At 63.7% G+C, this 9454-nt stretch carries 10 protein-coding genes and 1 pseudogene; 10 read left to right on the forward strand and 1 reads right to left on the reverse strand.

Annotated features, from left to right (window positions below):
- The first annotated feature begins 34 nt into the window (after positions 1 to 34).
- From def to spoVM, 10 genes are all read left to right on the forward strand, one after another.
- Positions 35 to 526 (forward strand): peptide deformylase, encoded by a 492-nt coding sequence (gene def / locus C6W55_RS03065; protein WP_286891408.1) that lies wholly within the window; start codon positions 35 to 37, stop codon positions 524 to 526.
- Positions 527 to 531: 5 nt separating this feature from the next.
- Positions 532 to 1470, forward strand: a complete 939-nt coding sequence (gene fmt, locus C6W55_RS03070; RefSeq protein ID WP_286891423.1) for a methionyl-tRNA formyltransferase — start codon at positions 532 to 534, stop codon at positions 1468 to 1470.
- Between the two features lie 5 nt (positions 1471 to 1475).
- Entirely contained in the window at positions 1476 to 2855 is a 1380-nt protein-coding gene (rsmB, locus tag C6W55_RS03075; RefSeq protein ID WP_286891410.1) for a 16S rRNA (cytosine(967)-C(5))-methyltransferase RsmB, read from the forward strand.
- Positions 2856 to 2994: 139 nt separating this feature from the next.
- Positions 2995 to 4038, forward strand: a complete 1044-nt coding sequence (gene rlmN / locus C6W55_RS03080) for a dual-specificity RNA methyltransferase RlmN (RefSeq protein WP_286891411.1) — start codon at positions 2995 to 2997, stop codon at positions 4036 to 4038.
- Positions 4039 to 4045: 7 nt separating this feature from the next.
- Positions 4046 to 4810, forward strand: a complete 765-nt coding sequence (locus C6W55_RS03085) for a Stp1/IreP family PP2C-type Ser/Thr phosphatase (RefSeq protein ID WP_286891413.1) — start codon at positions 4046 to 4048, stop codon at positions 4808 to 4810.
- Positions 4807 to 6981 carry a Stk1 family PASTA domain-containing Ser/Thr kinase gene (pknB, locus tag C6W55_RS03090; RefSeq protein ID WP_286891415.1) on the forward strand — a complete coding sequence of 725 codons (2175 nt, stop codon included), beginning with the start codon at positions 4807 to 4809 and terminating at the stop codon, positions 6979 to 6981. Before C6W55_RS03085 ends, pknB begins: the two co-directional genes overlap by 4 nt.
- Before the next feature lie 3 nt (positions 6982 to 6984).
- Positions 6985 to 7899, forward strand: a complete 915-nt coding sequence (rsgA, locus tag C6W55_RS03095; RefSeq protein WP_286891416.1) for a ribosome small subunit-dependent GTPase A — start codon at positions 6985 to 6987, stop codon at positions 7897 to 7899.
- A gap of 1 nt (position 7900) precedes the next feature.
- Positions 7901 to 8545 carry a ribulose-phosphate 3-epimerase gene (gene rpe, locus C6W55_RS03100; protein WP_015255043.1) on the forward strand — a complete coding sequence of 215 codons (645 nt, stop codon included), beginning with the start codon at positions 7901 to 7903 and terminating at the stop codon, positions 8543 to 8545.
- Positions 8546 to 8557: 12 nt separating this feature from the next.
- Positions 8558 to 8839: a hypothetical protein gene (locus C6W55_RS03105; protein ID WP_286891418.1), complete on the forward strand. Its 282-nt coding sequence runs from the start codon at positions 8558 to 8560 to the stop codon at positions 8837 to 8839.
- A gap of 134 nt (positions 8840 to 8973) precedes the next feature.
- Positions 8974 to 9054 (forward strand): stage V sporulation protein SpoVM, encoded by an 81-nt coding sequence (spoVM, locus tag C6W55_RS03110; protein WP_015255041.1) that lies wholly within the window; start codon positions 8974 to 8976, stop codon positions 9052 to 9054.
- Between the two features lie 175 nt (positions 9055 to 9229).
- Here the strand turns inward: spoVM and C6W55_RS18030 are convergent.
- A pseudogene (locus C6W55_RS18030) lies at positions 9230 to 9454 on the reverse strand (group II intron reverse transcriptase/maturase); the annotation flags it as partial.

The following is a 9454-nucleotide window of genomic DNA, read 5'->3' on the forward strand; positions in this document are numbered from 1 at the left end:
TTGATTCTGTAACCAGAAGGATGTGCAAAACCGCATGGCCATCAGGCTGATTGTGAAAGATCCCGATCCCGTGCTGCGGGAGCGCGCGAAAGAAGTGACCAAGTTCAACGCGAATCTGCACAAGCTGCTTCGCGACATGGCCGACACGATGTACGACGCGAAGGGCGTCGGGCTTGCCGCGCCGCAGATCGGCATTCTGAAGCGGGTCATCGTCGTCGATGTCGGAGACGAGCACGGACTGATCGAGATGGTGAATCCGGAGATCGTCGAGCGGGAAGGCGAGCAGATCGGGCCCGAAGGGTGCCTCAGCATTCCGGGCCTGAACGGGATCGTCCGGCGCGCCCAGCGGGTTGTCGTCAAAGGGCAGGACCGGGACGGAAATCCGTTCACCGTCGAAGCGGAAGGGTATCTGGCGCGCGCATTCCAGCATGAGGTCGATCATCTGAACGGCGTGCTGTTCACCGATATTGCGGACGAGGTTTACAAAATTCCGGAATCGACAGGGCAGGAAGAAGAGGAAGAATGAAGGACATTCGCATCGTATTCATGGGGACGCCCGAGTTCGCCGTGCCTTCGCTGCGCGCCCTCGCCGCGTCCGGATACTGGATCGCGGCCGTCGTCTCCCAGCCCGACCGGCCGCAGGGCCGCAAGCAGCTGCTGATGCCGACGCCGGTGAAGGCCGCGGCGGAAGAGCTCGGCATTCCGGTGCTGCAGCCGGAGCGCGTGCGGCGTCCGGAAGCGGTGGAGGCGATCGCCGCTTATAAGCCGGATCTGATCGTCACGGCGGCGTACGGGCAGATTCTGCCGAAATCGCTGCTCGATCTGCCGCGACTCGGCTGCATCAATGTGCACGGGTCGCTGCTGCCGAAGTACCGCGGCGGCGCGCCGATCCAGCGTGCGATCATGAACGGGGAGACGGTCACCGGCGTGACGATCATATACATGGCCGAAGGGCTCGACACCGGCGACATGATCAGCCGGGTCGAGGTGCCGATCGAGCCGGACGACACGGCCGGCACCCTGTTCGCCAAGCTCAGCGAGGCGGGAGCCGGACTGCTCGTCCGCACGCTGCCCGGCATCATCGCGGGAACGGCGCGGGCCGTGCCGCAGAACGACGCGGAGGCGACCTATGCGCCGAACTTGACGCGCGAGGACGAGCGCCTCGACTGGTCGCGCGGCGCGAAGCAGCTGTATGACCAGGTGCGGGGACTTTTGCCGTTCGCCGGCGGGTATACACTCTTGAACGGCGAAGTGTTCAAAGTGTGGCAATGCCGGCCCGCAGACGGGCCCGGCGGCGGGGCGGATGCGCGTCCCGGAACGATCCGGGCGGCGGGCGGCCGGCTGTTCGTCGCGGCCGGCGACGGCTGGCTGGAACTGCTGCAGGTGCAGCCCGCCGGCAAGAAAGCGATGCCGGCCGCCGAGTGGCTGAAGGGAATGCGCCTTCCGCCCGGCGCCGCATTCGGAGGATGATGACGATGTTGACCAGACGCGGCACAACGGCGCGGGAAGCCGCGCTCGACATGCTGCTGCGCGTCGAGAGGGAAGGCGCATACAGCAACATTGAACTGAACCGGACGCTCAGAAGCGCCGGTCTTTCCAGGACCGACGCGGGGCTCGCGACGGAGCTGGTGTACGGCACGATTCAGCGCCGGCTGACGCTCGACTACTGGCTTGCCCGGTTTGTCGCGCGCGGACTGGACAAGCTGCAGCCGTGGGTGCTGATGCTGCTCAGGATGAGCTTGTACCAGCTTGTTTATCTGGACCGGATTCCGCCGCACGCTGCGGTCGGCGAAGCGGTCAAGATCGCGAAGAAGCGCGGACATCCCGGCGTCGTCAGCCTGGTCAACGGCGTCCTGCGCAGCCTGGCCGGCTGCCGGGAAGAGCTTGAGCTGCCGGATGATCCCGATCCGGCCCGCCGGCTGTCACTGAAATATTCGTTTCCGGAATGGCTGGCCGCCCGCTGGATTGAGGCGTACGGCGAGGAGACGGCCGAGGCGGTCATGGCGGCACTCAACGAGCGGCCGAAGGCGAGCATCCGGGTGAACCGGCTGCGCGGCGGCCGCCGGTCGGTGCTGGAACGGCTCAAGGCGGAAGGCTTCGATGCGAAACCTTCCCTGCTTTCGCCCGCCGGCATCGTCATCCGCCGGGGCGGGAACCTGGCCGACACGGACGGGTACCGCGACGGCGAATGGACGGTGCAGGACGAAGCCGCGATGCTGGTCGCGGAAGCCTGCGACCCGGAACCGGGCATGCAGGTGCTGGACTGCTGCGCCGCGCCCGGCGGCAAGTCGACTCATCTCGCGGAACTGATGGGCGACGTCGGCGTCGTCCTGGCGAACGACATCCATCCGCACAAGGAGCGGCTGATCGTCGAGCAGGCGCAGCGGCTCGGCCTCTCCTCCGTCCGCACGTCGGTATGCGATGCCGCGGAGCTGCCGCGCCGCGTCGGCGCCGAATCGATGGACGTCGTGCTGCTCGACGCGCCGTGCAGCGGCTTCGGCGTCATCCGCCGCAAGCCGGAAATCCGCTGGACGAAGAAGCCGGAGGATATCGACGAGATTGCCGCGATCCAGCACCGGCTGCTTGCCGCCGCGTCGGCGCTCGTCAAGCCCGGCGGATTGCTCGTGTACAGCACCTGCACGTTCGAATCGCGCGAAAACGAGGAGCAGATCGCAAAGTTTCTGGCCTCGCATCCCGAGTTTGCGCCGGATTGCGATTGGCCGAAGTCGATTCTGGACGGCTTCCTCGCCGCCGGCATACCCGAACCGTCGCCCGCAACCGGTTCGGTGACGCTGCTGCCGCACATGGCGGGAACGGACGGCTTCTTCATCGCGCGGCTGCGCAAGCGCAGGTAGCGGCGCCCGTCAGCCCGAAGTGGTTCGAACCCGGCCGGCTGTGGTAAAATATATGGATAATGGCGGCGCTGACCGGCAGTCCGCAGCGCAAGCCGCTGCCGGAACGGTTCCGGCAATTGACAGCGGATGGAGCGAAAGCATGAAACCTTTCATATACGACTATACGCTAGACGAGCTCAAAGATTGGATGAAGGAAGCCGGCGAGCCCGCGTTCCGCGCGGACCAGCTGTTCGACTGGCTGTACGTGAAGCGCGTCCGGTCGTTCGAGGACATGACGAATTTGCCGAAGGCGCTTCGGGCGAAGCTGGATGAAGCGTTTGCGTTCGTGGCGCTCTCGGAGATCACGCGTCTCACATCGAAGGACGGGACGGTCAAATATCTGTTCGGCCTGCATGACGGACACGCGATCGAGACGGTGGTCATGCGGCACAATTACGGCATCAGCATTTGCGTCACGACGCAGGTGGGCTGCCGGATCGGCTGCACGTTCTGCGCGTCGACCCTCGGCGGGCTGAAACGGAACCTGACGGCCGGCGAGATCGTCGCGCAGGTGGTCACGGCGCAGCAGATGCTCGATGAAGCGGGCGAGCGGATTGCGAGCATCGTCATCATGGGATCGGGCGAGCCGTTCGAAAACTATGACGCGACGATGAAGTTTCTCCGCATCGTCACGCATGCGAAGGGATTGAACATCGGCCAGCGCCACATCACGGTCTCCACGAGCGGCATCGTGCCGAACATTTACCGGTTTGCGGACGAGAACACGCAGATCAATCTGGCGATCTCGATCCACGCGCCGAACGATGCGCTGCGGTCGAAGCTCATGCCGGTCAACCGGCGCTATCCGTTCGACGAGGTGATGGAGGCGATCCGGTATTACATCGCGAAGACCGGCCGCCGCGTTACGTTCGAATACGCGCTGATCGGCGGCGTGAACGACCGGCCGGAACATGCGGAAGAGCTGGCGGACGTGCTGAACGGCATGTTGTGCCATGTCAACCTCATTCCGGTCAACTACGTGCCGGAGCGGAAATACGTGCGCACGCCGCGGGAAGACATTTTCGCGTTTCAGCGCATTCTGCAAAGCCGCGGCATCAACGCGACGATTCGCAGGGAGCAGGGTCATGACATCGCCGCAGCATGCGGACAGCTGCGGGCGAAGCATATGGAATCGATGAGGTGATATCGGATTGAGAACGGCTAACCGAAGCGACGTCGGGCGCATCCGGCTTGTGAACGAGGACCGCGCCTGGGCTGCCGAGCTGCCGAGCGGCGTGACGGCCGCGATCGTGGCCGACGGCATGGGCGGGCATCAGGCCGGAGACGTCGCCAGCCAGCTTGCGGTCGACACCTTCCGCGAGGCGATCACATCCGTTCAGGCGGAGCTTACGCACGAACAGGCGAAGACGGCGCTCTGCCAGGCGATTCTGCAGGCGAACGAAGCGGTCTTCGATCTGGCCGCGCGCAACGAGCACTATCGGAACATGGGCACGACCGTGGTGGCGGCGCTGCTGCTCGGGGATGCCGGGTTCATCGGTCATATCGGGGACAGCCGCGCGTACAAGCAGCGCGGGGACACGCTCCGGCTGCTGACCGAAGACCATACGCTCGTCAATGAACTTGCGAAGTCCGGGCAGATCAGCCCGGAAGAGGCGGCGAACCATCCGCGCCGCCACGTGCTGACGCGGGCGCTCGGGACGGAGCGGGAAGTGGAGGTCGACCTCAAGGGATTTTCATGGCAGCCGGGGGACAGACTGCTGCTCTGCAGCGACGGTCTGTACGCGATGGTGTCCGAGGACGAGATCCGCGAGACGCTGCTGGATGAGAATCTCGATCTGGACGCGAAGGCGAACCGGCTGATCGAGCTTGCGCTCGAAGCGGGAGGCGAAGACAACGTGACCGTCCTGCTGATTGAATACGAAGGCGGGCATCCGGGGGGTGAACAGCCGGCATGATCGGACACGAACTCGGAGGCCGATACGAGATCATCGAGCGAATCGGCGGAGGCGGGATGGCGCTCGTCTACCGGGCGCACGACATTTTGCTGAATCGCAATGTTGCCGTGAAAATTTTGCGCCAGCAATTCGTCCATGACGAGGAATTCGTGCGCCGCTTCAACCGGGAGGCGCAGGCCGCAGCTTCGCTCTCGCATCCGAACATCGTCAGCGTCTACGATGTCGGTCAGCAGGACGATACGCACTATATCGTCATGGAGTATGTCGAGGGGCAGAACCTGAACGACATCATCAAGGAGCGGGCGCCGCTGCAGCCGGACGAAGCGGTGCGGATTGCCGTGCAGATCTGCGACGCGCTCGACCACGCCCATCTGAATCAGATCATTCACCGTGACATCAAGCCGCACAACATCCTGATCGGCAAGAACGGCCGGGTGAAGGTGACCGACTTCGGCATCGCGCGCGCCGTTACGTCGTCGACCATCACCCAGACGGGATCGGTCGTCGGTTCGGTGCATTATCTTTCTCCGGAACATGCCAAAGGCATCGTCACGGGTGAGAAATCGGACTTATATTCTCTCGGCGTCGTATTGTACCAGATGGTGACGGGGCGTCTGCCGTTCCTCGGCGAAAGCCCGATCAGCGTGGCGCTCAAACATCTGCAGGACGGATTCGAGGAACCGCGCCAGGTGAATCCGCTCATCCCGCAAAGTCTGGAGAACGTCATTCTGCGCGCGATGCGCAAAAATCCGGCCGAACGGTACGCTTCGGCCCGGGAGATGCTGAACGATCTGGAGACCTGTCTGTCGCCCGAACGGCTTCACGAGCCGAAGCTCACATTCGACGATGACGAGGTGGATCCCGAAGCGACGCGCATCATGCCGGCCATCCGCGGCACGGCCGAGGCGCAGACCTCGGCGCGCAGCGGCGGCGAGGACGGCGAAGACGAATCGTTTCCCGACTCGCCGGAGTGGATTGACGAGTCAAAGCCGCGCAGATGGGTGAAGCCGCTGGCGGCGCTCATCCTGACGGGCGTGTTCGTCGCGCTGGCAATCTGGGGTGTGCGAATGGTGCGCGATTACATCGAGACGGATGAAGTCGACGTCCCGTACGTCGTCGGCATGCAGGAGGCGGCGGCCCGCGAACGGCTGGCGGCGGAAGGGCTGAAGGTCGAGGACCCGGTGATCTACGAGGAGAATGACGAAGTGCCGGCGGGCGTCGTCATTTCGCAGAACAAGATGAACATGCGCGTGAAGACCGGCTCATACATTCAGCTAACCGTAAGCAGCGGACCGAAGCTCGAGACGATGGAAGACTTTGTCGGGCGAAAGTTCGCCAATGCGCAGATGCAACTGGAAGCCTTGGGCGTGGAAGCCGATCGGATCGAGCGCGAAGACGTCTTCGACGAGGCCGAGCCGGGCAATATCATTGAGCAGTCGATCGCCGCCGGCGAGCGGTTCGATCCGAAGACGGCGCGCATCCGGTTCGTCGTCAGCAAGGGGCGCGAGACGTTCGATATGCCTTCGCTGCTCGACAAGAAGCTGGAAGACGCGATTAAAATGCTTGAGAGCTACGAACTGAAGCTCGGTCCGGATGAAGGCATCGTTCGCGAGCCGAGCTACAGGCCCGAAGGCACGGTCATCGCCCAGTTCCCGTTCATGCCGGGCGATCCCGTCGCCAAGGGCAGCGAAGTGACGCTGACCGTCAGCTCCGGGCTGCCGGAGGACGCGCTGCGCTATACGTTCAACATCTCGATCTCTCCGGCCGTGGCCGGACGGGCGAGCACGATCCGGATCGAGTACTCCGACGCGACCGGAGAGAAAATCGATTGGGGAACGCGCCGGATCGAGCAGACGGAATCGTTCCCGGTCAACGTCGTGTTGGCGCCCAATACGGAAGCGATCGTGACGATCTACCGTGACGGCCAGTTCACCGATTCGTTCTCGGTCACTTATGACGAAGCGAAAGCCGGCGGCCGGGGCGTCCAGTCCGTGCCGGGCGCACCGGCCCAGGAGGATCAGCCGGCGTCGGGCGTCCCGCAGGGGGCCGGCGCGAACGGGGAGGCCGTACCGGGCACGCAGACGGAAAGCGGCCCGGATGTCCTGTCGTCCGACCCCGGTGCGGACCCCGGCGCCGAATCGCAGTCCGAAGAAGGGCATCAGGAGGATTGATGTGTGGCCACCGGACGCATTGTCAAAGCGTTAGCAGGTTATTATTTCGTGGAACCGGACAAATACGAGCAAGGCGCGGAGGGACCGATCCGCTGCCGCGCGCGCGGCATTTTCAAGAAGCGCGGCGAGTCGCCGCTCGTCGGCGACCGGGTCGACTATACCGAAATCGGCGGCGGGGAAGGCACCGTCGATCGGATTCACCCCCGCTCATCGGTGCTGATCCGTCCGCCGGTCGCCAACATCGAGCTGGCGGTCGTCGTCTTCTCCGTCGCGGAGCCTGCGCTCAACCTGCAGCTGCTGGACAAGTTTCTGGCGTTCATCGAACATGCGGGCATTGACGCCGTAATCTGCCTCACCAAGCGCGATCTGATTGACGGGCCGGACGGGGAAGAGGCGCGAGAAGCGTTCGAAGCCGTTCAGCGCATCTATCCGCCGATCGGCTACCGGACGATCGCGACCTGCGCGCGGACCGGCGAAGGCGTGGACGAACTGCGCGAGGTGCTGGGCGGCCGGCTGTCCGTCGTCTGCGGCCAGTCGGGCGTCGGCAAGTCTTCGCTGCTCAACGCCGCGGTGCCGGGGCTGAAGCTGGAGACGAACGCCATCAGCGAAAAGCTCGGCCGGGGCCGTCACACGACGCGGCATACGGAACTGGTTCCGGTCGGCGGGGGAGGCTATGTCGCGGATACGCCGGGCTTCAGCCAGCTGGATTTCGGCGAGCTGCAGGATGCGGACCTCGGCTCGTGCTTCCGCGAATTCCGCGAGCTGGCGTCTGAGTGCAAGTTCAGAGGCTGCACGCATGTGCACGAGCCGGGCTGCGCGGTCACCGCGGCGCTCGCCGAAGGGCGGATCGCGCAGAGCCGATACGACAGCTACACCGCATTTCTGGCGGAAGCGAGCGAGAAGAAGCGGAGGTATTGACATGACGATCATCGCGCCTTCGATCCTGTCGGCCGATTTCGGCCGGCTGGCGGAGGAGATTGCCGATGCCGAGCGCAGCGGCGGCGACTGGATTCATATCGATGTCATGGACGGCATGTTCGTGCCGAACATCACGTTCGGTCCGCCGGTCATCAAGGCGGTCCGCGGCGCGACCCGGCTGCCGTTCGACGTTCATCTCATGATCGAGCGCCCGGAGCGGTATCTGGCCGATTTTGCCGCTGCCGGCGCGGACCGGATTACGGTGCATGCCGAAGCGTGCGTCCATCTGCATCGCGTCGTCGGACAGATCAAGGAGCTCGGGCTGCCGGCGGGGGTGGCGCTCAACCCGGCGACGCCGCTCGGGTTCGTCGAGCATCTGCTGGATGATGTCGACCTGATTCTGTGCATGACGGTCAACCCGGGATTCGGGGGCCAGTCGTTCATCCCGTCCGTGCTGGACAAAATCCGGACGCTCAGGCACATGCTCAACGAACGGGGAAGGGCCGAAGTCCATATCCAGGTGGACGGAGGCATCAACGCGGAGACCGCGCCGCTTGTCAGAGAAGCCGGCGCCGATGTGCTCGTCGCGGGCAACGCCGTATTCGGACGTTCCGACCGGGCTCAGGCGATTGCCGAATTGCGATAAGGAGCTGACGCCATGACGGATCAGGAACGTATCGGGGGAAAAGACATCTTCTGGCTGTTCGCCTACAGCACGCTGATCGGTGCGCTGCTTGTCGCGTTCACGATGATTCCGACGTTCTGGCGGTTCCTTTTCTCGCTCGGCGCGCTGTTTGCCGGCATCCGCTTCTTCGCCCGGTATGAGCGCATTGCGATGCGGGTATGGCTGTTCATCCTGTCGTTCGTTTATTTCATCCTCTTCACGATTGTGCTTGTCATGATCTTGTATTCGACAGGACGGATCGCGCCGGCGGATTGAAACGGAAGCTCCCGCGGAATAGGACAAAACGGTGATGCATAGGATGGTTACAGGAGCGAGACACCTGTAACCATTTTTTATGTCCGTGTATATAAGTGGATTGACGATGGGCGCGCCGAAGGAGGGGATGAGCCGTGAAGTTTTATACGATCAAGCTGCCGAAATTTCTGGGCGGAATCGTGCGAGCGATCCTGAATACGTTCCAGAAGAACTGACCTCCGCCGCCCCGGCTGCCGGGCAATGCCGGGCGCTACAAGCGCGCCGGCTCCATCCGGCGCGTCGGCGCGGCTCGTCGCATCATCAGCATGCCAATCGAGTAGGAGGGGGCGGCTAGCCCCCGACCTCTCACACCACCGTACATGCGGGTCCGCATACGGCGGTTCCGTAAGGTTAACAAAGTTCCAGGTAACGAGAAAGCAGACTTTTCAGCCCTTTCGCTTCCCGGTAGGAAGTCGGAAGGGCATTGTTTGTGTTACGGGACATTTCCCACGGACCACGGCGTGAGTTCGCCATCATTCGAGCCGCCCATTCGGGCACGCCGAGTGCACGGAGATTACGCAATCTGGTCTTGGGTCTCTTCCATTGTTTCCACAGACACATGCGCAGTCGCCTGCG

This window comes from Thermobacillus sp., from assembly GCF_003390775.1.
Classification (GTDB): Bacteria; Bacillota; Bacilli; order Paenibacillales; family Paenibacillaceae; genus Thermobacillus; species Thermobacillus xylanilyticus.

What these genes read in the sequence shown, in the direction of transcription:
- def (WP_286891408.1), top strand. Translation starts at nt 35, where the DNA reads ATGGCCATCAGGCTGATTGTGAAAGATCCCGATCCCGTGCTGCGGGAG.
- rsmB (WP_286891410.1), top strand. Translation starts at nt 1,476, where the DNA reads ATGTTGACCAGACGCGGCACAACGGCGCGGGAAGCCGCGCTCGACATG.
- rlmN (WP_286891411.1), top strand. Translation starts at nt 2,995, where the DNA reads ATGAAACCTTTCATATACGACTATACGCTAGACGAGCTCAAAGATTGG.
- pknB (WP_286891415.1), top strand. Translation starts at nt 4,807, where the DNA reads ATGATCGGACACGAACTCGGAGGCCGATACGAGATCATCGAGCGAATC.
- rpe (WP_015255043.1), top strand. Translation starts at nt 7,901, where the DNA reads ATGACGATCATCGCGCCTTCGATCCTGTCGGCCGATTTCGGCCGGCTG.
- C6W55_RS03105 (WP_286891418.1), top strand. Translation starts at nt 8,558, where the DNA reads ATGACGGATCAGGAACGTATCGGGGGAAAAGACATCTTCTGGCTGTTC.